This window comes from Pseudomonas sp. J380 (assembly GCF_009827115.1).
Lineage (GTDB): Bacteria > Pseudomonadota > Gammaproteobacteria > Pseudomonadales > Pseudomonadaceae > Aquipseudomonas > Aquipseudomonas paracarnis.
Map to the genome: position 1 here is coordinate 5,679,970 of NZ_CP043060.1, position 21,724 is coordinate 5,701,693.

Below are 21,724 nucleotides of genomic sequence, written 5' to 3' on the forward strand. Positions count from 1 at the left end.
CGATAACTTATATCGGTTTGATTGGTTGGTATTCGAATGAATGCAATAGGGGCTTGATATTCCGTGGCTTTGCCCGCAGTAATCACACACAAAAGGACTTATCCACTCCGTTAGAGGCCCCCTTCATGACCGTGATCGACCTGCGCAGCGACACCGTGACCCAACCTACCCCCGGCATGCTCGACGCAATGGCCAGCGCCGTCAGCGGCGATGATGTTTATGGTGAAGACCCCAGCGTTAACCGCTTGGAGGCCGAGTTGGCCAAGCGCCTGGGCTTTGCCGCGGCGCTGTTCGTACCCACCGGCACCATGAGCAACCTCCTGGCGTTGATGGCTCACTGTGAGCGCGGCGAGGAATACATCGTCGGCCAGCAGGCCCACACCTACAAATACGAAGGTGGCGGTGCGGCGGTGCTGGGGTCGATCCAGCCGCAGCCCCTGGAGGTTCAAGCTGATGGCTCCCTTGATCTGAACCAGGTGCTTGCAGCCATCAAGCCCGACGACTTCCACTTCGCGCGCACGCGCCTGCTGGCGCTGGAAAACACCATGCAGGGCAAAGTGCTGCCGCTGGATTATCTGGCCAAGGCCCGGGCATTTACCCACGAGCACGGCTTGGCCCTGCACCTGGATGGCGCCCGCCTTTACAACGCGGCAGTCAAGCTGGGGGTGGATGCGCGAGAAATCGCCCAGCATTTCGATTCGGTGTCGGTGTGCCTGTCCAAGGGCCTCGGTGCGCCGGTCGGCTCGGTGCTGTGTGGCTCGGTGGCGCTGATCGCCAAGGCTCGGCGCTTGCGCAAGATGGTCGGCGGCGGCATGCGCCAGGCCGGCTCACTGGCGGCGGCGGGGTTGTATGCTCTGGATCATCAGGTGCAGCGCCTGGCTGACGACCATGCCAACGCGCAATGGCTGGGCGATGAGTTACGCAAGGCCGGCTACAGCGTCGAGCCGGTGCAGACCAATATGGTGTATGTGCAGGTAGGCGATCAGGCGCAGGCGCTGAAGGCCTTTGCGGCCGAGCGTGGGGTCAAGTTGAGTGCCGCGCCGCGCCTGCGCATGGTCACCCATCTGGACGTCAGCCGGGCGCAGATCGAGCAAGTGCTGCAGACATTCGTCGCGTTTTCGCAGAAATGACAGTGCAGGCCGTCTAATTGACTGTTTCTATCACATAAACACGCTGTACCACCGGCAAAGGGCCGATATAATGCGGCCCTTTGCCGTCGCTCCGTCTGATGATGTTGCGCACTGGCCTTTGGCCGCAGCCTCCGTGGAAGAACCTAATGAAAAGCGCAGAAATCCGTGAAGCCTTCCTTCGCTTCTTCGAAGAGCAAGGTCACACCCGTGTAGCCTCCAGCTCCTTGATCCCAGGCAATGACCCAACCCTGCTGTTCACTAACGCGGGGATGAACCAGTTCAAGGACTGCTTCCTGGGCCAGGAAAAGCGCGCCTACACCCGCGCTACCAGCAGCCAGAAGTGCGTACGCGCCGGCGGCAAGAACAGTGACCTGGAAAACGTCGGCTACACCGCTCGTCACCACACCTTTTTCGAGATGCTGGGTAACTTCAGCTTCGGCGACTATTTCAAGAAAGACGCGATCACGTTCGCCTGGACCTTCCTCACCGGCGTGCTGAAGCTGCCCAAGGAAAAGCTCTGGGTCACCGTGTACGCGACGGACGATGAAGCGTATGACATCTGGACCCAGGAAATCGGTGTACCTGCCGAGCGCATGATCCGTATCGGTGACAACAAAGGCGCGCCCTACGCGTCCGATAACTTCTGGACCATGGGCGATACCGGCCCGTGCGGCCCGTGCACCGAGATTTTCTACGATCACGGCGACGATATCTGGGGTGGCCCGCCAGGCTCGCCGGAAGAAGACGGCGACCGTTACATCGAGATCTGGAACAACGTGTTCATGCAGTTCAACCGCACCGCCGATGGCGTGTTGCATCCGCTGCCGGCACCGTCGGTGGACACCGGCATGGGCCTGGAGCGGATCAGTGCGGTGATGCAGCACGTTCACTCCAACTACGAAATCGACCTGTTCACCAACCTGCTGAGCGCCTCGGCGGCGGCCATTGGCTGCGCCAATGAAGGCCAGTCTTCGCTCAAGGTGGTGTCGGACCACATCCGTTCCTGCGGTTTTCTTATCGCCGACGGCGTGCTGCCGTCCAACGAAGGCCGTGGCTACGTGCTGCGTCGCATCATCCGTCGCGCGTGCCGCCACGGTAACAAGCTGGGCGCTACCGGCAGCTTCTTCTACAAGATCGTGGCCGCGCTGGTTGCCGAGATGGGCGATGCCTTCCCGGAACTCAAGCAACAGCAAAGCAACATCGAGCGGGTGCTCAAGGCTGAAGAAGAGCAGTTCTCCAAGACCCTGGAGCACGGCCTGAAAATTCTGGAACAGGACCTGGCTGAACTCAAAGGCACCGTGGTGCCGGGTGATGTGGTGTTCAAGCTGTACGACACCTATGGTTTCCCGATGGACCTGACTGCCGACATCGCCCGCGAGCGTGAGTTGACCGTCGACGAAGCCGGTTTCGAGCGTGAGATGGAAGCCCAGCGCGTGCGCGCACGTTCGGCCAGCTCCTTTGGCCTGGACTACAACACCTTGGTCAAGGTTGACGTACCGACCGAGTTCACCGGCTACAAAGCCACTGCGGGCTCGGCCAAGATCGTCGCCATCTATAAAGACGGTAAGTCGGTCGACGTGTTGAGCGAAGGTGAAGAGGCGGTTGTGGTACTGGACCAGACGCCTTTCTATGCCGAGTCGGGTGGCCAGATTGGCGATTGCGGTTTGCTGAGCTCGACATCCGGTCGTTTTGATGTGCGCGACACCACCAAGACCGGCGGGGCTTTCCTGCATCACGGTGTGCTGGTGCTGGGCAACTTGACCGTGGGCGCACCGGTAGACACCCAGGTGGATGCCGACGTACGGCATGCCACGGCGTTGAACCATTCGGCCACTCACTTGCTGCACGCCGCGCTGCGCCAGGTACTGGGCGAGCACGTGCAGCAAAAAGGTTCGTTGGTGGACAGCCAGCGCCTGCGTTTTGACTTCAGCCACTTTGAAGCGATCAAGCCTGAGCAGATCAAGGCCCTGGAAGACATCGTCAACGCCGAGATTCGCAAGAATACCCCGGTTGAAACCGAAGAAACCGATATCGAGACCGCCAGGAACAAAGGCGCCATGGCGCTGTTTGGCGAGAAGTACGGCGACGAAGTCCGCGTACTGAGCATGGGCGGCAGCTTCTCGGTAGAACTCTGTGGTGGCATCCACGCCAACCGCACCGGCGATATCGGCCTGCTGAAGATCATCAGCGAAGGTGGTGTGGCCTCGGGCGTACGTCGTATTGAAGCGGTAACCGGTGCTGCGGCCCTGGCTTACCTCAATGCAGCCGAAGAACAACTCAGGGAAGCGGCCGGCCTGGTCAAGGGCAGCCGCGACAACCTGATCGACAAGCTGTCCGCCGTGCTGGAGCGCAACCGTGCGCTTGAGAAACAGCTGGAGCAGTTGCAGGCCAAGGCGGCGAGCGCTGCGGGCGATGACCTGTCGGCCGCGGCGGTTGACGTCAAGGACGTAAAAGTCCTGGCTGCGCGCCTGGACGGCCAGGATGGCAAGGCGCTGTTGGCCTTGGTCGATCAGTTGAAGAACAAGCTCGGCCGCGCAGTGATCCTGCTCGGCAGTGTCCATGAGGATAAGGTCGTTCTGGTTGCTGGTGTAACCAAGGACCTGACTGGCCAACTCAAAGCCGGTGATTTGATGAAGCAAGCCGCTGCGACAGTGGGCGGCAAGGGCGGTGGTCGTCCGGACATGGCGCAAGGCGGTGGTGTCGATGCCGCAGCCCTGGACGCGGCGCTGGCCTTGACCGTGCCATTTGTCGAGGCAGGTATTTAAAGCACTGTTAACCGGCCCGTGGTCTGTCTAGTCACGGGCTTGTTCAGTGCGGGTGGATTGGAAATTAGGCGCCCCTTTACGGGCTGAGGCGGCTTGGAAATGGCTTTGATCGTACAGAAATTTGGAGGCACCTCGGTCGGTTCTGTCGAAAGAATCGAGCAGGTCGCCGACAAGGTTAAGAAATTCCGCGATGCTGGCGATGACCTGGTAGTGGTGCTGTCGGCCATGAGTGGCGAGACCAATCGCCTGATCGATCTGGCCAAGGCCATCAGCGGTGATCAACAGCCGCTGCCGCGCGAGCTGGATGTGATTGTCTCCACGGGCGAGCAGGTAACCATTGCGCTGTTGGCCATGGCGCTGAACAAGCGTGGCGTGCCAGCGGTGTCCTACACTGGTAGTCAGGTGCGCATTCTTACAGACAGCGCACATACCAAGGCGCGGATCCTGCAGATTGATGATCAGAAAATTCGCACTGATCTCAAAGCAGGCCGTGTGGTAGTTGTAGCGGGTTTCCAGGGCGTGGATGAGCACGGCAACATCACCACGCTGGGTCGTGGCGGTTCGGACACCACCGGTGTGGCCCTGGCGGCAGCGCTCAAGGCTGACGAATGCCAGATCTATACCGATGTGGATGGCGTCTACACCACTGACCCACGCGTCGTGCCAGTGGCCCAACGGCTGGACAAGATCACCTTTGAAGAAATGCTGGAAATGGCCAGCCTTGGTTCCAAGGTGTTGCAGATTCGTGCGGTGGAGTTCGCCGGCAAGTACAACGTTCCGCTGCGCGTATTGCACAGCTTCAAGGAGGGTCCGGGCACCCTCATTACTATTGATGAAGAGGAATCCATGGAACAGCCGATCATTTCCGGCATCGCTTTCAATCGCGATGAAGCCAAGCTGACGATCCGTGGCGTGCCAGACACCCCAGGCGTGGCTTTCAAGATTCTGGGGCCTGTCAGCGATGCGAATGTTGAAGTCGACATGATCGTGCAGAACGTTTCGCACGACAACACCACCGATTTCACCTTCACCGTGCATCGCAATGAATACGATGCAGCATTGAAAATCCTGCAGAACACTGCGAGCGAGATTGGCGCGCGTGAAGTGGTCGGCGATACCAAGATTGCAAAGGTGTCGATCGTCGGGGTGGGCATGCGTTCCCATGCTGGCGTTGCCAGCCGTATGTTCGGGGCTCTTGCCAAAGAAGGTATCAACATCCAGATGATTTCCACCTCGGAAATCAAAGTCTCGGTCGTCCTCGAAGAGAAGTACCTGGAGCTGGCTGTACGCGCGCTGCATACGGCTTTTGAGTTGGATGCGCCGGCCCGACAGGGCGAGTGATGCATTGCCAGGAAGGCGCGGTTTACCGCGCCTTTCATTTTTTTGTGGGGTACATGGTCTTTTGCATGGGCTCGACAATACTTAGCGAGTAGGGCTACGACCTTTTGGTTGTAGGTCGAATGCTTTTTTTTTGCAGACTGTTGTTCCTGAACTGAAATGCGTGAGGTGAAAGGTATGCTGATTCTGACTCGTCGTTGCGCAGAAAGCCTGATTATCGGTGATGGCGAAATCACTGTGACCGTGCTCGGCGTCAAAGGCAATCAAGTACGTATTGGGGTTAACGCTCCGAAAGAGGTGGCGGTCCACCGCGAGGAAATCTACCTGCGGATCAAGAAAGAGAAGGACGAAGAACCAAGCCTTTAATTTTTATCGTTTTTTATGTTTGCAAACGGGGAGGAACGTGGTTAATATACGCCCCGTGTTGCGGAGAGCTGGCCGAGTGGCCGAAGGCGCTCCCCTGCTAAGGGAGTACACCTCAAAAGGGTGTCGGGGGTTCGAATCCCCCGTTCTCCGCCATTATTTGCTTAGTACGTTGCAATCTGGTTTTTTCGGTAAGTTGTTGAAAATACTCGAAAAAATAGCTTTACATAGAGATTGAACGGCCTATAATGCGCGGCAACAAATGCACTCGTAGCTCAGCTGGATAGAGTACTCGGCTACGAACCGAGCGGTCACAGGTTCGAATCCTGTCGAGTGCACCATTTAAGAGTTAGTTGCAGCGATGCAGGTAGCTTGGCTTCAACCAGTTGTGATCTGGTCTAAAAACACAATCTGCACTCGTAGCTCAGCTGGATAGAGTACTCGGCTACGAACCGAGCGGTCACAGGTTCGAATCCTGTCGAGTGCACCATACAAACAAAAAGCCCGCTTAGTGCGGGCTTTTTGCCGTCTGGGGTTTGTATAGGCTTTATCCGGCGTCCTCCTTTTTCTCCCTCCTCATGTGTTTTCCCATGCGTCTGCGTCGTCGCAGTTCATAGATGCAGCCAATACTGAGCTTTGGCGTGCAAGCGCTTGTTCTTTCCAGTTTTTTAACGTTTAAAACGTCCGGGCGGTGTATCATGCGCCCGTCAGCCCCGCCGGGGCTTGTGGAATACCTCCATGGACTTACCCAGTAGTTACTCAGTACCCCGTTTTACCAATCATGAATTGACTGATTGATCCTTCCGGCGTGCCCCGCTGCTGGGAGTGGAGTTCGCCTATGACCGAAGTAGAAGTAAAGAAAACACAAGAAAGCCTGCAGGATCGTCTGGCTCAAGTTATCGAGCTGCTGCAGCGCCAGCGCGTGGTCGAAGACCTCACGCACCGCCAGGAAGGTCCGAACCACGACCGCGTCGAAAACCTGGTTCACCGGCAAAACCTCGTCGAGTTGCAACGCAAGCTCGATGACCTGCACTCCGCCGACGTCGCCTACATTCTTGAAGCCTTGCCGTTGGATGACCGACTGACCCTGTGGCAGTTGGTGAAGGCTGATCGCGACGGTGACATCCTTCTGGAAGTATCGGACTCGGTGCGTGAGACGCTCATCGCCGACATGGATGACCACGAACTCCTGGCTGCCGCCAAGGAGATGGATGCGGACGAGCTTGCTGACCTGGCCCCTGAGCTGCCCCGTGATGTTGTCCATGAGTTGATGGAAGCGCTCGACACGCAGCAGCGTGAGCGTGTGCGTTCCGCGCTGTCGTACGACGAGGATCAGGTCGGCGCCCTGATGGACTTCGAGATGGTCACCATCCGCGAAGACGTCAGCCTGGAAGTGGTGCTGCGTTACCTGCGCCGCCTCAAAGAGTTGCCCGGCCACACCGACAAATTGTTTGTGGTCGACTATGAGGGCATCCTCAAAGGCGTTTTGCCGATCAAGCGCCTGCTGGTCAATGATCCGGAGAAAAAAGTTGCTGACCTGATGGCCAGCGATACCGTGAGCTTCCACCCGGACGAAGATGCCTACGACGCGGCCCAGGCATTCGAGCGTTACGACTTGATCTCGGCTCCGGTGGTAGATAAGAACGGCAAGTTGATCGGTCGTCTGACCATCGATGAAATCGTCGACTTGATCCGTGAGGAAAGTGAAACCGAAGTCCTCAACATGGCGGGTTTGCGTGAAGAGGAAGATATTTTCGCGTCGGTCTGGCGTTCACTGCATAACCGCTGGGCTTGGCTGGCTATCAATCTGATTACCGCGTTTATCGCTTCTCGCGTGATCGGGTTGTTTGAAGGCTCCATCGAGAAGCTGGTTGCCTTGGCGGCGTTGATGCCGATTGTGGCGGGCATTGGCGGCAACTCTGGGAACCAGACCATCACCATGATCGTGCGCGCCATGGCGCTGGACCAGGTCAGTACCGCCAATTCCTCACGGCTGTTGCGCAAGGAACTGGCTGTAGGCCTCATAAACGGATTGGTGTGGGGGGGCGTGATTGGCGTGGTGGCCTACTTGCTCTACGGCAGTTGGTCCCTAGGTGTGGTCATGACTGCGGCCATGACCCTTAACCTGTTGCTGGCGGCCTTGATGGGGGTATTGATCCCCATGACCTTGGCGCGTCTAGGTCGCGATCCCGCCATGGGTGCCAGTGTGATGATCACGGCCATGACTGACAGTGGTGGTTTCTTCATCTTCCTGGGCCTGGCAACGATCTTCCTGCTCTGACCCTTCCCGCGGGGGCAAACCTGCCCTCGCTTTGCTTCTTATTCCCAAACTCGACGCAAAAAAAAGCCAGCGCAGGGCTGGCTTCGGCTTTCAGGTGTCAATCAATTGGCTTCTGCGGCCGCCTCCACGTCGTGCGCGATCAGCGAGACGAGAGCATTTTGCTGGCGGTGGGAGAGCTGACGAAAACGCTGCAGCAGTTCGCGTTCGTGCAGTGACAGCTCGGGGCTGTCCAGGCGCATGCTCAACTCTTCACCCAAGGCACCTTCCTGAATAAGGCTTTGTTCCAGGCGTGCGATGATTTCGGAGTTCATGCTGCGGTGATGATTGCGAGCCACCTCGGCAATGCGTTCCCGCATTCCGTCTGGCAGACGTACGACGAATTTGTCAGCCGTACGGCTGGAATAAATTGCCTGTTTCAATGGGCGCATATATTTAACCGGTTAGTTCAGGGGAGCGGTTTCTGGAATTGGCCGCAAGATGAGTGTTAAGACAAGGCTCACGACCAAAGTTCAACGCGAATTGCAAAGAGGCCGCATCATGCCTCAGATTTGCCATTTCATTGGCGTCAATTCTGTGACAAATATTGAACCGCCTAAAGGCTTTATGCCAGTACTGATTTGCGTTTTTGCGGACTGGTTGGAAAAATTTCCTGCAGCTGCAGCGAAGCTCGGCAACCTTCGTCCAGGCCAGCGCGGAATCTGAGTCGAAGGGTGTCCTTTCTATAGGGGTATGGCCTTTTGCCCGCAAGCTTAAGGTTAGTAGCTGTTCGGCTATTTACGAGTGTCAGGCGACATAAGGTAGGGAGAAGGGACGGCGGGGGAGGGCTAGCGAAGGAGTGGATCGAATTTGATTCGGCGACCCTTGATGAGTGCAATTATCAGTAGGCTGCCCAGCACGGCGCTCGCGACGAAGGCTAGGGTTTGAGCTTGTTGTGAGGTGGCTCCCAGGCCTAGTGCGGCGGACATGAGGGTCAGGCACAGAAATAACCAGGCAGATTTGGACATGAATATTTTCTCAGAAAACCCAATGCTCGGCCGCTGGGGCAGATTCGGTTTCTTGGGTCAGGCGGATGGGGGGCTGGGGGTTGGCAGTCATCAGTGCGAGTTGAGGGCGCTGTTGCGGATGGTGGGGAATGGCTTGGCTGATTTGCGCGCCGTCTTCAGTATTGGTCGGCTGAAAATGAAACGTCACCACCGCGGCCAGTGCCACAGCGTTCAGTGCTAATAGAAGGGCGCTGTTCATAGTCATGGTCTCCACGGTGCCTGAAACGATTGGTTGTGTATATATGACTTTGCAGATGTCGTGCCAACCTATTAGGCCAATAAAAACAAAGAGTTAGATTTGATTTGTGGGGTTTTGAGGTTGCAGTTTGCAATGATGGCATATTGGCGCAGTGCAATTTGCACGATACATCTGAAGGCTTTGGTCTGCAGCGAGAGGCTTTGAATGCATTCGCAGGGATCGGCCTACATTCAAAATGCCAACGGACGACATGACAAAACCAGCCTCGGCCGTTAAGATGCACGCCGTCTGTCGCTAGCCCTTCCGGGTAAGCATTTGTCCCAGTAGCTCAATTGGATAGAGCATCCCCCTCCTAAGGGGAAGGTTGGCCGTTCGAACCGGCCCTGGGACACCATCTCTGTTGAGCTTTCCCTTTCCGGTATTCGCCGGTCTAAAAAAACAGTCTTTCTCGCTCCTCGCTTTCGCAGGTCTCGGCCGGGCTTCTTCCGGTTGGAGTTCGATGCATTTGTGTGGGAGGGGGTATTCACGCCCTAGGGCGATAAGCTTCTTCTTATATAGAAGAGGCGGCGAGGCATCCTGATTTTATAGGCGAATGGGTTTTTAGCTTTTTTGCGGATAAGGGGTTGACGTTCATGGCGATTCCTGTAGAATTCGCCTCCCGCTTACGAGAGATCGCAAGCGCAAGTGGTTGAAGTTGTTGAAGAAATCTTCGAAAACTTCTGAAAATAACCACTTGACAGCAAATGAGGCTGCTGTAGAATGCGCGCCTCGGTTGAGACGAAAGATCTTAACCAACCGCTCTTTAACAACTGAATCAAGCAATTCGTGTGGGTGCTTGTGGAGTCAGACTGATAGTCAACAAGATTATCAGCATCACAAGTTACTCCGCGAGAAATCAAAGATGTAACCAACGATTGCTGAGCCAAGTTTAGGGTTTCTTAAAAACCCAAAGATGTTTGAACTGAAGAGTTTGATCATGGCTCAGATTGAACGCTGGCGGCAGGCCTAACACATGCAAGTCGAGCGGTAGAGAGAAGCTTGCTTCTCTTGAGAGCGGCGGACGGGTGAGTAATGCCTAGGAATCTGCCTGGTAGTGGGGGATAACGTTCGGAAACGGACGCTAATACCGCATACGTCCTACGGGAGAAAGCAGGGGACCTTCGGGCCTTGCGCTATCAGATGAGCCTAGGTCGGATTAGCTAGTTGGTGGGGTAATGGCTCACCAAGGCGACGATCCGTAACTGGTCTGAGAGGATGATCAGTCACACTGGAACTGAGACACGGTCCAGACTCCTACGGGAGGCAGCAGTGGGGAATATTGGACAATGGGCGAAAGCCTGATCCAGCCATGCCGCGTGTGTGAAGAAGGTCTTCGGATTGTAAAGCACTTTAAGTTGGGAGGAAGGGTTGTAGATTAATACTCTGCAATTTTGACGTTACCGACAGAATAAGCACCGGCTAACTCTGTGCCAGCAGCCGCGGTAATACAGAGGGTGCAAGCGTTAATCGGAATTACTGGGCGTAAAGCGCGCGTAGGTGGTTTGTTAAGTTGGATGTGAAATCCCCGGGCTCAACCTGGGAACTGCATTCAAAACTGACTGACTAGAGTATGGTAGAGGGTGGTGGAATTTCCTGTGTAGCGGTGAAATGCGTAGATATAGGAAGGAACACCAGTGGCGAAGGCGACCACCTGGACTAATACTGACACTGAGGTGCGAAAGCGTGGGGAGCAAACAGGATTAGATACCCTGGTAGTCCACGCCGTAAACGATGTCAACTAGCCGTTGGAAGCCTTGAGCTTTTAGTGGCGCAGCTAACGCATTAAGTTGACCGCCTGGGGAGTACGGCCGCAAGGTTAAAACTCAAATGAATTGACGGGGGCCCGCACAAGCGGTGGAGCATGTGGTTTAATTCGAAGCAACGCGAAGAACCTTACCAGGCCTTGACATCCAATGAACTTTCCAGAGATGGATTGGTGCCTTCGGGAACATTGAGACAGGTGCTGCATGGCTGTCGTCAGCTCGTGTCGTGAGATGTTGGGTTAAGTCCCGTAACGAGCGCAACCCTTGTCCTTAGTTACCAGCACGTAATGGTGGGCACTCTAAGGAGACTGCCGGTGACAAACCGGAGGAAGGTGGGGATGACGTCAAGTCATCATGGCCCTTACGGCCTGGGCTACACACGTGCTACAATGGTCGGTACAGAGGGTTGCCAAGCCGCGAGGTGGAGCTAATCCCATAAAACCGATCGTAGTCCGGATCGCAGTCTGCAACTCGACTGCGTGAAGTCGGAATCGCTAGTAATCGCGAATCAGAATGTCGCGGTGAATACGTTCCCGGGCCTTGTACACACCGCCCGTCACACCATGGGAGTGGGTTGCACCAGAAGTAGCTAGTCTAACCTTCGGGAGGACGGTTACCACGGTGTGATTCATGACTGGGGTGAAGTCGTAACAAGGTAGCCGTAGGGGAACCTGCGGCTGGATCACCTCCTTAATCGACGACATCAGCTGCTCCATAAGTTCCCACACGAATTGCTTGATTCATTGAAGAAGACGAAAGAAGCAGCCCGAAATTGGGTCTGTAGCTCAGTTGGTTAGAGCGCACCCCTGATAAGGGTGAGGTCGGCAGTTCGAATCTGCCCAGACCCACCAATTTTGTGTGGGAAACGCCTGTAGAAATACGGGGCCATAGCTCAGCTGGGAGAGCGCCTGCCTTGCACGCAGGAGGTCAACGGTTCGATCCCGTTTGGCTCCACCACTACTGCTTCTGTTTGTATAAAGCTTAGAAATGAGCATTCCATCGTTGTGATGGTGAATGTTGATTTCTAGTCTTTGACTAGTTCGTTCTTTAAAAATTTGGGTATGTGATAGAAAGATAGACTGAACGTTACTTTCACTGGTAACGGATCAGGCTAAGGTAAAATTTGTGAGTTCTCTTAAATGAGAAATTCGAATTTTCGGCGAATGTCGTCTTCACAGTATAACCAGATTGCTTGGGGTTATATGGTCAAGTGAAGAAGCGCATACGGTGGATGCCTTGGCAGTCAGAGGCGATGAAAGACGTGGTAGCCTGCGAAAAGCTTCGGGGAGTCGGCAAACAGACTTTGATCCGGAGATGTCTGAATGGGGGAACCCAGCCATCATAAGATGGTTATCTTGTACTGAATACATAGGTGCAAGAGGCGAACCAGGGGAACTGAAACATCTAAGTACCCTGAGGAAAAGAAATCAACCGAGATTCCCTTAGTAGTGGCGAGCGAACGGGGACTAGCCCTTAAGTGGCTTTGAGATTAGCGGAACGCTCTGGAAAGTGCGGCCATAGTGGGTGATAGCCCTGTACGCGAAAATCTCTTAGTCATGAAATCGAGTAGGACGGAGCACGAGAAACTTTGTCTGAATATGGGGGGACCATCCTCCAAGGCTAAATACTACTGACTGACCGATAGTGAACCAGTACCGTGAGGGAAAGGCGAAAAGAACCCCGGAGAGGGGAGTGAAATAGATCCTGAAACCGTATGCGTACAAGCAGTGGGAGCCCACTTTGTTGGGTGACTGCGTACCTTTTGTATAATGGGTCAGCGACTTATTTTCAGTGGCGAGCTTAACCGAATAGGGGAGGCGTAGCGAAAGCGAGTCTTAATAGGGCGTCTAGTCGCTGGGAATAGACCCGAAACCGGGCGATCTATCCATGGGCAGGTTGAAGGTTGGGTAACACTAACTGGAGGACCGAACCGACTACCGTTGAAAAGTTAGCGGATGACCTGTGGATCGGAGTGAAAGGCTAATCAAGCTCGGAGATAGCTGGTTCTCCTCGAAAGCTATTTAGGTAGCGCCTCATGTATCACTGTAGGGGGTAGAGCACTGTTTCGGCTAGGGGGTCATCCCGACTTACCAAACCGATGCAAACTCCGAATACCTACAAGTGCCGAGCATGGGAGACACACGGCGGGTGCTAACGTCCGTCGTGAAAAGGGAAACAACCCAGACCGTCAGCTAAGGTCCCAAAGTTATGGTTAAGTGGGAAACGATGTGGGAAGGCTTAGACAGCTAGGAGGTTGGCTTAGAAGCAGCCACCCTTTAAAGAAAGCGTAATAGCTCACTAGTCGAGTCGGCCTGCGCGGAAGATGTAACGGGGCTCAAACCATACACCGAAGCTACGGGTATCACGTAAGTGATGCGGTAGAGGAGCGTTCTGTAAGCCTGTGAAGGTGAGTTGAGAAGCTTGCTGGAGGTATCAGAAGTGCGAATGCTGACATGAGTAACGATAATGGGTGTGAAAAACACCCACGCCGAAAGACCAAGGTTTCCTGCGCAACGTTAATCGACGCAGGGTTAGTCGGTCCCTAAGGCGAGGCTGAAAAGCGTAGTCGATGGAAAACAGGTTAATATTCCTGTACTTCTGGTTATTGCGATGGAGGGACGGAGAAGGCTAGGCCAGCTTGGCGTTGGTTGTCCAAGTTTAAGGTGGTAGGCTGGAATCTTAGGTAAATCCGGGATTCTAAGGCCGAGAGCTGATGACGAGTTACCTTTTAGGTAACGAAGTGGTTGATGCCATGCTTCCAAGAAAAGCTTCTAAGCTTCAGGTAACCAGGAACCGTACCCCAAACCGACACAGGTGGTTGGGTAGAGAATACCAAGGCGCTTGAGAGAACTCGGGTGAAGGAACTAGGCAAAATGGCACCGTAACTTCGGGAGAAGGTGCGCCGGTGAGGGTGAAGGACTTGCTCCGTAAGCTCATGCCGGTCGAAGATACCAGGCCGCTGCGACTGTTTATTAAAAACACAGCACTCTGCAAACACGAAAGTGGACGTATAGGGTGTGACGCCTGCCCGGTGCCGGAAGGTTAATTGATGGGGTTAGCTAACGCGAAGCTCTTGATCGAAGCCCCGGTAAACGGCGGCCGTAACTATAACGGTCCTAAGGTAGCGAAATTCCTTGTCGGGTAAGTTCCGACCTGCACGAATGGCGTAACGATGGCGGCGCTGTCTCCACCCGAGACTCAGTGAAATTGAAATCGCTGTGAAGATGCAGTGTATCCGCGGCTAGACGGAAAGACCCCGTGAACCTTTACTATAGCTTTGCACTGGACTTTGAATTTGCTTGTGTAGGATAGGTGGGAGGCTTTGAAGCGTGGACGCCAGTCTGCGTGGAGCCATCCTTGAAATACCACCCTGGCAACTTTGAGGTTCTAACTCAGGTCCGTTATCCGGATCGAGGACAGTGTATGGTGGGTAGTTTGACTGGGGCGGTCTCCTCCTAAAGAGTAACGGAGGAGTACGAAGGTGCGCTCAGACCGGTCGGAAATCGGTCGTAGAGTATAAAGGCAAAAGCGCGCTTGACTGCGAGACAGACACGTCGAGCAGGTACGAAAGTAGGTCTTAGTGATCCGGTGGTTCTGTATGGAAGGGCCATCGCTCAACGGATAAAAGGTACTCCGGGGATAACAGGCTGATACCGCCCAAGAGTTCATATCGACGGCGGTGTTTGGCACCTCGATGTCGGCTCATCACATCCTGGGGCTGAAGCCGGTCCCAAGGGTATGGCTGTTCGCCATTTAAAGTGGTACGCGAGCTGGGTTTAGAACGTCGTGAGACAGTTCGGTCCCTATCTGCCGTGGACGTTTGAGATTTGAGAGGGGCTGCTCCTAGTACGAGAGGACCGGAGTGGACGAACCTCTGGTGTTCCGGTTGTCACGCCAGTGGCATTGCCGGGTAGCTATGTTCGGAATAGATAACCGCTGAAAGCATCTAAGCGGGAAACTAGCCTCAAGATGAGATCTCACTGGAACCTTGAGTTCCCTGAAGGGCCGTCGAAGACTACGACGTTGATAGGTTGGGTGTGTAAGCGCTGTGAGGCGTTGAGCTAACCAATACTAATTGCCCGTGAGGCTTGACCATATAACACCCAAGCAATTTGAGTCGAAAGGCCAGATTGCGGTGTGTGAAGACGAAAATGAACCGAAAGTTCGACGCTCACAAAACACCAAGCTCTATCACATACCCAATTTGCTGAAGCGAGGCCACTTGGTCACGACTCAGTACCCGAATTTCTTGACGACCATAGAGCATTGGAACCACCTGATCCCATCCCGAACTCAGCAGTGAAACGATGCATCGCCGATGGTAGTGTGGGGTTTCCCCATGTGAGAGTAGGTCATCGTCAAGATTAAATTCCGAAACCCCAATTGCGAAAGCAGTTGGGGTTTTGTTTTGGGCGCTCTAAAAGCACGCCAACTTCCAAAGCCTGCATAGCGTTCCATTGAAACCTTTTGTACAGATACCCGAATACCAGTCGAACCTTGCGTGTTATCAAGGTTCACAGGTGGTGCGCCATGTATTTATCTCCACGGTTATGTACCTCGCAGACACCCACGTAGCGTCTGAGCTGTGAAACAAAATAATCGCCGGGAACAGGCCCTGCTGCCTGTCCGGATCCAACCGCCCCGGACTATCATGCTGATAGCCCTACCCCTCACCGCAAGGAGCCGCTCGGAACGCCGATGCGCCAGATCTGGAAATCTTTTCGAGCCCTTTATTTCGCCTCTTTGATGATGCTGATCGGCTCCGGCCTACTTAGTACTTATCTGGCTTTGCGTCTGGCAGCAGACAATGTCGACAGCCTGTGGGTCGGTGCGCTGATGGCCGCCAACTATTTTGGCTTGGTGCTGGGCGGCAAGCTCGGACACCGCCTCATCGCCCGGGTCGGGCATATTCGCGCCTACGCCACCTGCGCGGGCATCGTCGGTGCAGCGGTGCTGGGGCACGGTTTGATTGATTGGCTGCCAGCCTGGATCGTGCTGCGGATGATCGTGGGCCTGGGGATGATGTGCCAGTACATGGTCATCGAGAGTTGGCTCAACGAGCAGGCGGATGCCAAGCAGCGCGGTGTGGTGTTCAGCGGCTACATGATTGCGTCCTACCTTGGGTTGGTGCTGGGCCAACTGATCCTGGTCATGCATCCCCATCTTGGGCTTGAGCTGTTGATGCTCGTGGCGTTGTGCTTTGCGCTGTGCCTGGTCCCGGTGGCAATGACTCGACGCATTCACCCGGCCCCACTGCACCCGGCCCCGATGGAGCCGCGCTTCTTTATCAAGCGCGTGCCGCAGTCGCTCAGCACCGTGTTGGGCGCTGGGTTGATCGTCGGTTCGTTCTACGGCTTGGCACCGCTGTACGCCTCTCAGCAGGGCCTGACGACCGAGCAAGTCGGCCTGTTCATGGGTAGCTGCATTTTTGCTGGATTGGTCGTGCAGTGGCCACTGGGCTGGTTGTCGGACCGATATGACCGCGCGCTGCTGATTCGCTGCTTCGCCTTGTGCCTGGCGGTGACGGCCTTGCCGTTGGCAATCATGACGCAGGTTCCGCTGGAAGTGTTGTTCGTGGCGGGCTTCTTCTGTTCGCTGGTGCAGTTCTGCCTTTACCCTTTGGCAGTGGCCTTTTCCAACGACCATGTGGAAGGCGATCGTCGGGTATCGCTGACGGCCATGTTGCTGGTGACCTACGGGATCGGCGCCAGCGTGGGGCCGCTGTTGGCCGGTGTGGTAATGAAGCTATTCGGCAGCCAGATGCTCTATGCGTTTTTCAGCCTGTGTGCATTGATCCTGGTGTGGCGCATTCGCCCCAAGGCGGTGACCAACCTGCATCAGGTCGATGACGCGCCGCTGCATCACGTGGCGATGCCCGACAGCATGTCCAGTTCGCCTTTGGTGGCTGCCCTTGACCCGCGGGTGGATGAGCAGGTGGTACAGGATCAGATGCAAGTCACTGTGCCCGATCCAGAGCCTGCCCCTGAAACCGATGAGCCGACGAGCGAAGAGCCGCACGAGCCACCAGACCCGGACGAACATCCCCATGACTTAAGCAGGGCACGCCCCTGAACGAAAAAACGGGCAGATCCCATCAGGATCTGCCCGTTTTTTTATCTCAGCGTCTAACGCTTAGAGATCGTCGTCTTTATCGAAGCGCCGAGCTTCACGCTGTAATTGGTAGACAAAGCGTTCCACTTGTCGCTGCACCAAGCCACTCATGTTATGAAAGCGCACGCCGGCAAAGGTGGTGTTGATCTTGTCTTCGAAGTGCAGATAGCGCAGTTCCACAGAGGTGGTCATGCTGCCGAAGGGCAGGGCAGCGATAAAGCGATCATAGACCTGGCCTAACTGCAGACGCTCGGAGATGTCGCCTTCAAAGCGCAATTTGCAGCCGGTTGCCGAGATGTCCAACAGCTTACCGCTGACAGGCACCTTGAGCTTCTCGCCACCTAACTGAATATCCACCAATTGCGCGAGTTTCAGTGCGGCGCGGAAGGCATTGCGTCTTTGGTGGTAAACCACTTCGCCGGGCAGGCTGCCGCTGTAGATGCGGTGGCCGCCTTTCTCGCTGATGGTCAAGGTGCCGTTGCTTTCCCAGGCAACCCGCACGCCCTCATGGAAGCCTTCGATACGGAAGGCTTCGCCATTCTCAAGATAGCGTTCACCGTCGCGGGGAATCATTTCGTCCAGTACCAGCGTCTTGCTGTCCCGGTCGATGTCCACCAGGTAGCTCTGGAAGCGCTGGCTACGTTCGTGGAAGGTGATGATCAGCGGGTCATGGCTTTCTTGCAGCATCCGCAACGTGCTGGCGATTTCCAGAGGCGTGGTGAGCACCTTGGGTGGCTGCGGTGCATCTTCCGCATTAAGGGCGTTGAACACGGTTCTTCCATCTCCAGGCAAAATACGACTACACGCAAGAACCGGCATTTTGCCAGTATGTAGCGCGCCTTGGATAGGTCGCGCTGTAAACCGGCGTCAGGCTTGGCTGCGGGTGCTTGGTTTGATCAGGCGTGAGGTGGAGCCTTGGGCGTTATACAGGGCCGGAGGCTCTCCGCCGTGCAGTATGCGCAACTGATTGGCGGTGGTGGCTTGCTGAAGCTGGATCGACTGGCCGTTGAGCAGGTTGGCTTCCTGGCACTGGGCGAGCAAATGATTGAGTTCTTTGCTTTGTGCCAGCAGTTGATCGCCGACTGAGGAGTGGCTGGCCAGTTGTGCCAGGCCATCATGATCTGCGGGCAGGCCCAGGCTGATCAGAATCTCGCTGCGTTTTTTGCCGTGCTGTTCGAGCAAGACAATCAGGGACTGTTTGCGCGCCAGGATTTCTTCCAGCAAGGGCATATCCCGGCCGTACAAGGCCAGTGATTCTTCCTTGAGCAGCTCGAGCAATTGTTGCGTCGGCGCCAGATCATCAATGATCAGTTGGAGCAAATGTTCGTCGTGGTGCATGGCTGGCCTTGGGTTTTAAGCGTCCAAAAGCCCAGCGCAGGCGTTTGCCTAGCGCTCGGCTTCGAAGTTGAGCAGCTTGCTGGCTACACGGTTGCTGTCGACTTTATAGCTGCCATCGGCGATAGCCTGTTTCAACTCGGCCACGCGGGCTTTATTGACGACGGGTTGATCGCGCAGCGAGTCAGTGACCTTCTGCAACTGTTGAGCCTCATTGCTCAGGTGTACCGATTCCCCACTCTGGCTGGCGGCGGCCTGTTCTGCTTTGGCAGGCAAGGGCTGCGGCTTGGCCTCTACGCTGTCCTTGGCACCGGCGGTGCGCGTATTGCCGGGCAAGGCCGGGGTGTTATTCAAACGACTGAAATCAATGACCATGTTGAAAAACCTCTGGGTATTTGGACGCTTGCCATGTTTTCGGCCATACCCGGGCAAACTTTAGGCTCGATTGACAATAAACCTGTACGGCTCAATATCCAGCACACAGTGTAGGAAAAGCTGGCATTTGATTCCAGTCATCTATAGCGCCACCTCGACCTGGCCTGGTGCCGTGACCCGCGCCTTGATCACGCGATTGGAGTTGAGGTTCTTGACGCGGATCTGTTCGCTCATGCCGCCATTTGACAGCGCCTCGCCCGGCATCCTGACGTTCAGGCCGCCGCTGCTGGCGGAAATTACCACCTGGTCACCCTTGCGAATCACCTCGGCCTGTTCCAGATGAACCAGCGTGAGGACTTGGTCGGTGACCACTGGCCGCGTGAGTTTCTGCCCGACGGCCTGTTCCAGCGACGTCAGGTAGCCCTGGTTGATCAAGCTGATATCCCGCTCGCGCAACGCCACGTCGTCGTAGCCGATGATGCCCGTGCGCTTCAACGGTCGCGCCACTACCACCACATCGCGATACAGCTTGACCTGAGCTGGTACGAAAACCGTCCAGGGCGAGGCGCCCTCACAGCGTACCTTTACGGTCACACGACCGATGGGCTGGGCGGGGCTTTCCAGAGTGGCTGTCAATTCCTTGTCGCACATTGGCATGCGCAATCGAGGGTCCAACTGGTTGACCTGAATTTCATAACGCCCCGGCGTCTGGGTAGTCGCCAGATAATCTTCTACAGTGAACTCAAGAAAGCCTTGGGTGACGCCGATAAGTAGATCAGGCAGGGTGACGTTGTCGGCACGGGCCGTGGCGCCCAGGCTCGAGACAAGCAGTGCCATCGCGGCGCAGAGCAGTCTACGGTAGCGTGAGCGGCCAGGGTGTCGGGAAACTGTCGTTTTAATATCCATACTCAGTAAATAGCAAAGCTCGTGCCGTTTAGTGTTGGGTACGCGTCGTACCCCTAGGATTTAGGAGTCTGGGCATGGCAGGTGTAATGGATTCAGTAAACCAGCGCACACAGCTGGTAGGGCAGAATCGCCTGGAGTTGTTGCTTTTCCGCCTGGATGGCAAACAGTTGTATGGCATCAACGTGTTTAAAGTGCGTGAAGTGCTGCAATGTCCCAAGTTGACGATCATGCCCAAGTCCAGTCCGGTGGTGTGCGGCGTGGCCAACATCCGTGGCGCGACCATTCCGATTCTTGACCTGGCCATGGCCACGGGGGCCGCGGGTTTGCAAGACCGCCAGAACCCCTTCGTGATCATCACCGAATACAACACCAAGACCCAGGGTTTCCTGGTGCGCTCGGTGGAGCGCATCGTCAATATGAACTGGGAAGAGATCCATCCGCCGCCCAAGGGCACGGGGCGCGATCACTACCTGACGGCCGTGACGCGGGTCGATAACCAGTTGGTGGAAATCATCGACGTGGAGAAGATCCTCGCCGAAGTGGCCCCCACCTCGGAAACCATCTCCGTCGGGGTGGTGGATGCCGAAACGGCACACAAGGCGGTTTCGCTGCGTGTGTTGACCGTGGACGACTCTTCTGTGGCGCGCAAGCAGGTCACGCGTTGCCTGCAAACGGTCGGGGTTGAGGTGGTAGCGCTCAATGATGGCCGCCAGGCCTTGGATTACCTGCGCAAGCTGGCAGACGAAGGCAAGAGGCCTGAAGAAGAATTCTTGATGATGATCTCTGACATCGAGATGCCGGAAATGGATGGCTACACGCTCACGGCCGAAATACGTAACGATCCACGCATGCAAAAGTTGCATATCATCCTGCATACTTCGTTGTCGGGGGTATTCAATCAGGCAATGGTCAAGAAGGTCGGTGCGGATGACTTTCTGGCCAAGTTCCGTCCTGATGACCTCGCATCCCGGGTAGTCGACCGGATCAAGGCAGCAGATCACGGCTAGGGGATTTCCCCTGGCGGTCACACGATTTAAGAGGCGGCATCATTGTCTACGGGTAATTTGGATTTCGAACAGTTCCGGGTCTTCCTGGAAAAAGCCTGTGGCATATTGCTCGGTGAAAACAAGCAGTACCTGGTATCCAGCCGTCTCAACAAGCTGATGGAACAGCAGGGCATCAAGTCCTTGGGTGAGTTGGTCCAGCGGATCCAGGGGCAGCCGCGCAGTGGGCTCAAGGAAATGGTGGTCGATGCCATGACTACCAACGAAACCTTGTGGTTTCGCGATACCTATCCCTTTGAAGTGCTCAAGAACAAAGTCTTGCCGGAAGCCATCAAGGCCAGCCCGGGCCAGCGCCTGCGTATCTGGTCGGCGGCCTGTTCCTCGGGGCAGGAGCCGTACTCGATCTCGATGTCCATCGACGAGTTCGAGCGGACCAACATGGGCCAGTTGAAAGCCGGCGCGCAAATTGTGGCCACGGACTTGTCCGGCACTATGCTCACCAACTGCAAGACCGGTGAGTACGACAGCCTGGCGTTGGGCCGAGGCTTGTCCCAGGAGCGCCTTCAACGTTACTTCGATCCCAAAGGGGCGGGGCGTTGGGCGATCAAGGCGCCGATCAAGAATCGCGTCGAATTCCGCTCGTTCAATCTGCTCGACAGCTACGCCAGCCTGGGCAAGTTCGACATGGTGTTCTGCCGCAATGTGCTGATCTATTTCTCCGCTGAAGTGAAGAAAGACATCCTGCTGCGTATCCATGGCACGCTCAAGCGCGGAGGTTATCTGTTCCTCGGTGCTTCCGAGGCGCTCAATGGGCTGCCGGATCACTTCCAAATGGTGCAATGCAGCCCGGGGATCATCTACCAGGCCAAGTAGCCTGGGTGTATGCAATAAAACTGTGGGAGCCGGGCTTGCCCGCGATAGCGTTTTGTCAGTCGACGAATAGGTCGGCAGGCACTCCGCCATCGCAGGCAAGCCAGCTCCCACATTTGTTTTCTCGGCAAGCTGGCGTAAAGCGGCAACTGCCCATTGCCGCTTTACTGGCACTACGCGGAAATCGCTTGCCGCTTTTCTG

Annotated in this window: 16 protein-coding genes, 6 tRNA genes and 3 rRNA genes; 18 read left to right on the top strand and 7 right to left on the bottom strand. The window is 55.7% G+C overall.

The window, feature by feature from the left end; all coding sequences use genetic code 11:
• Positions 1 to 125 precede the first annotated feature (125 nt).
• The 8 genes from ltaE (at position 126) to mgtE (ending at position 7,877) form a co-directional block, all read left to right on the top strand.
• Positions 126 to 1,130, top strand: a complete 1,005-nt coding sequence (gene ltaE, locus FXO12_RS25945) for a low-specificity L-threonine aldolase (protein ID WP_057975159.1) — start codon at positions 126 to 128, stop codon at positions 1,128 to 1,130.
• Positions 1,131 to 1,276: 146 nt separating this feature from the next.
• Entirely contained in the window at positions 1,277 to 3,895 is a 2,619-nt protein-coding gene (alaS, locus tag FXO12_RS25950) for an alanine--tRNA ligase (protein WP_057975160.1), read from the top strand.
• A 99-nt stretch (positions 3,896 to 3,994) separates the two neighbouring features.
• Entirely contained in the window at positions 3,995 to 5,236 is a 1,242-nt protein-coding gene (locus tag FXO12_RS25955) for an aspartate kinase (protein ID WP_003193595.1), read from the top strand.
• A 174-nt stretch (positions 5,237 to 5,410) separates the two neighbouring features.
• A complete protein-coding gene (csrA, locus tag FXO12_RS25960) occupies positions 5,411 to 5,599 on the top strand; it encodes a carbon storage regulator CsrA (protein ID WP_003175645.1) in 189 nt (62 codons plus the stop codon).
• A 62-nt stretch (positions 5,600 to 5,661) separates the two neighbouring features.
• Positions 5,662 to 5,752 (top strand) — tRNA-Ser (locus tag FXO12_RS25965).
• Positions 5,753 to 5,860: 108 nt separating this feature from the next.
• Positions 5,861 to 5,937, top strand: a tRNA-Arg gene (locus FXO12_RS25970).
• Between the two features lie 72 nt (positions 5,938 to 6,009).
• Positions 6,010 to 6,086, top strand: a tRNA-Arg gene (locus tag FXO12_RS25975).
• 348 nt (positions 6,087 to 6,434) lie between these two features.
• Positions 6,435 to 7,877, top strand: a complete 1,443-nt coding sequence (mgtE, locus tag FXO12_RS25980; protein WP_003193593.1) for a magnesium transporter — start codon at positions 6,435 to 6,437, stop codon at positions 7,875 to 7,877.
• A 101-nt stretch (positions 7,878 to 7,978) separates the two neighbouring features.
• Here the strand turns inward: mgtE and FXO12_RS25985 are convergent, their stop codons facing one another.
• Complete coding sequence (locus tag FXO12_RS25985) at positions 7,979 to 8,305, bottom strand: Arc family DNA-binding protein (RefSeq protein WP_003193592.1); 327 nt, start codon at positions 8,303 to 8,305, stop codon at positions 7,979 to 7,981.
• A 49-nt stretch (positions 8,306 to 8,354) separates the two neighbouring features.
• Between FXO12_RS25985 and FXO12_RS25990 the strand changes: the two genes are divergently transcribed.
• A complete protein-coding gene (locus FXO12_RS25990) occupies positions 8,355 to 8,579 on the top strand; it encodes a hypothetical protein (RefSeq protein ID WP_106117681.1) in 225 nt (74 codons plus the stop codon).
• Between the two features lie 122 nt (positions 8,580 to 8,701).
• On the opposite strand, the gene FXO12_RS29230 is transcribed toward FXO12_RS25990, so the two are convergent.
• Complete coding sequence (locus FXO12_RS29230; RefSeq protein WP_034128463.1) at positions 8,702 to 8,881, bottom strand: PA3371 family protein; 180 nt, start codon at positions 8,879 to 8,881, stop codon at positions 8,702 to 8,704.
• A 10-nt stretch (positions 8,882 to 8,891) separates the two neighbouring features.
• Complete coding sequence (locus FXO12_RS25995) at positions 8,892 to 9,119, bottom strand: hypothetical protein (RefSeq protein ID WP_057975161.1); 228 nt, start codon at positions 9,117 to 9,119, stop codon at positions 8,892 to 8,894.
• A 317-nt stretch (positions 9,120 to 9,436) separates the two neighbouring features.
• Between FXO12_RS25995 and FXO12_RS26000 the strand changes: the two genes are divergently transcribed.
• The 7 genes from FXO12_RS26000 (at position 9,437) to FXO12_RS26030 (ending at position 16,993) form a co-directional block, all read left to right on the top strand.
• Positions 9,437 to 9,513 (top strand) — tRNA-Arg (locus FXO12_RS26000).
• Between the two features lie 564 nt (positions 9,514 to 10,077).
• Positions 10,078 to 11,614 (top strand): 16S ribosomal RNA (locus FXO12_RS26005).
• Between the two features lie 81 nt (positions 11,615 to 11,695).
• A tRNA-Ile gene (locus tag FXO12_RS26010) sits at positions 11,696 to 11,772 on the top strand.
• A gap of 30 nt (positions 11,773 to 11,802) precedes the next feature.
• Positions 11,803 to 11,878: transfer RNA gene (locus FXO12_RS26015), tRNA-Ala, on the top strand.
• Between the two features lie 247 nt (positions 11,879 to 12,125).
• Positions 12,126 to 15,017 (top strand): 23S ribosomal RNA (locus FXO12_RS26020).
• Positions 15,018 to 15,169: 152 nt separating this feature from the next.
• A 5S ribosomal RNA gene (gene rrf, locus FXO12_RS26025) occupies positions 15,170 to 15,285 on the top strand.
• Together the 16S, 23S and 5S rRNA genes with 2 tRNA genes alongside form the textbook arrangement of a ribosomal RNA operon.
• 334 nt (positions 15,286 to 15,619) lie before the next feature.
• A complete protein-coding gene (locus FXO12_RS26030; RefSeq protein ID WP_054922167.1) occupies positions 15,620 to 16,993 on the top strand; it encodes an MFS transporter in 1,374 nt (457 codons plus the stop codon).
• A gap of 60 nt (positions 16,994 to 17,053) precedes the next feature.
• Here the strand turns inward: FXO12_RS26030 and FXO12_RS26035 are convergent, their stop codons facing one another.
• The 4 genes from FXO12_RS26035 to flgA all read right to left on the bottom strand — a co-directional run bounded on the left by FXO12_RS26035 (position 17,054) and on the right by flgA (position 19,648).
• The gene (locus FXO12_RS26035; RefSeq protein ID WP_054922165.1) at positions 17,054 to 17,803 is read right to left on the bottom strand and encodes a flagellar brake protein; all 750 of its coding nucleotides are present in this window, start codon (positions 17,801 to 17,803) and stop codon (positions 17,054 to 17,056) included.
• 96 nt (positions 17,804 to 17,899) lie between these two features.
• The gene (locus FXO12_RS26040) at positions 17,900 to 18,370 is read right to left on the bottom strand and encodes a flagella synthesis protein FlgN (RefSeq protein WP_034128459.1); all 471 of its coding nucleotides are present in this window, start codon (positions 18,368 to 18,370) and stop codon (positions 17,900 to 17,902) included.
• Between the two features lie 48 nt (positions 18,371 to 18,418).
• Complete coding sequence (gene flgM, locus FXO12_RS26045) at positions 18,419 to 18,742, bottom strand: flagellar biosynthesis anti-sigma factor FlgM (protein WP_054897918.1); 324 nt, start codon at positions 18,740 to 18,742, stop codon at positions 18,419 to 18,421.
• 141 nt (positions 18,743 to 18,883) lie between these two features.
• Positions 18,884 to 19,648, bottom strand: a complete 765-nt coding sequence (flgA, locus tag FXO12_RS26050) for a flagellar basal body P-ring formation chaperone FlgA (protein WP_057976403.1) — start codon at positions 19,646 to 19,648, stop codon at positions 18,884 to 18,886.
• 74 nt (positions 19,649 to 19,722) lie between these two features.
• Between flgA and FXO12_RS26055 the strand changes: the two genes are divergently transcribed.
• Together FXO12_RS26055 and cheR are read left to right on the top strand one after the other, a co-directional pair.
• Positions 19,723 to 20,655, top strand: a complete 933-nt coding sequence (locus tag FXO12_RS26055) for a chemotaxis protein CheV (RefSeq protein ID WP_034128456.1) — start codon at positions 19,723 to 19,725, stop codon at positions 20,653 to 20,655.
• A gap of 42 nt (positions 20,656 to 20,697) precedes the next feature.
• Complete coding sequence (gene cheR, locus FXO12_RS26060) at positions 20,698 to 21,525, top strand: protein-glutamate O-methyltransferase CheR (RefSeq protein WP_014719581.1); 828 nt, start codon at positions 20,698 to 20,700, stop codon at positions 21,523 to 21,525.
• Positions 21,526 to 21,724 lie beyond the last annotated feature (199 nt).

Excerpts from the sequence above, each read along its gene's own strand:
- ltaE (WP_057975159.1), top strand. The coding sequence starts at position 126 with ATGACCGTGATCGACCTGCGCAGCGACACCGTGACCCAACCTACCCCC.
- alaS (WP_057975160.1), top strand. The coding sequence starts at position 1,277 with ATGAAAAGCGCAGAAATCCGTGAAGCCTTCCTTCGCTTCTTCGAAGAG.
- FXO12_RS25955 (WP_003193595.1), top strand. The coding sequence starts at position 3,995 with ATGGCTTTGATCGTACAGAAATTTGGAGGCACCTCGGTCGGTTCTGTC.
- csrA (WP_003175645.1), top strand. The coding sequence starts at position 5,411 with ATGCTGATTCTGACTCGTCGTTGCGCAGAAAGCCTGATTATCGGTGAT.
- mgtE (WP_003193593.1), top strand. The coding sequence starts at position 6,435 with ATGACCGAAGTAGAAGTAAAGAAAACACAAGAAAGCCTGCAGGATCGT.
- FXO12_RS25985 (WP_003193592.1), bottom strand. The coding sequence starts at position 8,305 with ATGCGCCCATTGAAACAGGCAATTTATTCCAGCCGTACGGCTGACAAA.
- FXO12_RS25990 (WP_106117681.1), top strand. The coding sequence starts at position 8,355 with ATGAGTGTTAAGACAAGGCTCACGACCAAAGTTCAACGCGAATTGCAA.
- FXO12_RS29230 (WP_034128463.1), bottom strand. The coding sequence starts at position 8,881 with ATGTCCAAATCTGCCTGGTTATTTCTGTGCCTGACCCTCATGTCCGCC.
- FXO12_RS25995 (WP_057975161.1), bottom strand. The coding sequence starts at position 9,119 with ATGAACAGCGCCCTTCTATTAGCACTGAACGCTGTGGCACTGGCCGCG.
- FXO12_RS26030 (WP_054922167.1), top strand. The coding sequence starts at position 15,620 with ATGCGCCAGATCTGGAAATCTTTTCGAGCCCTTTATTTCGCCTCTTTG.
- FXO12_RS26040 (WP_034128459.1), bottom strand. The coding sequence starts at position 18,370 with ATGCACCACGACGAACATTTGCTCCAACTGATCATTGATGATCTGGCG.
- flgM (WP_054897918.1), bottom strand. The coding sequence starts at position 18,742 with ATGGTCATTGATTTCAGTCGTTTGAATAACACCCCGGCCTTGCCCGGC.
- flgA (WP_057976403.1), bottom strand. The coding sequence starts at position 19,648 with ATGGATATTAAAACGACAGTTTCCCGACACCCTGGCCGCTCACGCTAC.
- FXO12_RS26055 (WP_034128456.1), top strand. The coding sequence starts at position 19,723 with ATGGCAGGTGTAATGGATTCAGTAAACCAGCGCACACAGCTGGTAGGG.